The 379-nt window shown below is 80.5% G+C and carries 1 protein-coding gene; it reads left to right on the top strand.

Going from position 1 to position 379, the window contains the following annotated elements:
- Nucleotides 1-38: 38 nt before the first annotated feature.
- On the top strand, nt 39-379 hold a 341-nt coding region (locus tag B7P34_RS36520), incomplete at its 3' end, for a DUF4129 domain-containing protein (protein WP_223268655.1).

Raw genomic sequence — 379 nt, 5'->3', positions numbered from 1 at the left:
TGCCGGGCGCGGCGCCTGGTGCGGCCCCTCTTGTGGACGTGAACGCCGAGGACGCCGCGACTGCCGAGCGCACACTGGCGGCCTGGCGCGAACTGACGGACTCCGCCTGGGACTACGGCATCCCGCCCGACGACTCCCGCTCCCCGCGCGGCGCCGCCGCCCGCATCGTCACCGCCGGCGCCCTGCAGGGGGCCGCCGCCGAGTCCGCAGGCAGGGTGGCCGCCGCGGTCGAGCAGGTGCTGTATGCGCCGCGGCCCCGGCCGGTGCCGGGGCTCGCGGAGGACGTCGAGTGCGTACGGGCCGGGCTGCACGCCGCCGCCGGCCGCGGCGCCCGGCTGCGCGCCGTCCTGCTGCCGCGCTCGTCCGCCCGCCTGCTGCG

It is taken from the genome of Streptosporangium nondiastaticum, assembly GCF_003011965.1.
In the GTDB taxonomy this organism is placed as follows: domain Bacteria; phylum Actinomycetota; class Actinomycetes; order Streptomycetales; family Streptomycetaceae; genus Streptomyces; species Streptomyces nondiastaticus.
Note: the sequence above shows the minus strand (reverse complement) of the source record. Positions and strands in the feature narration are given on the sequence as shown.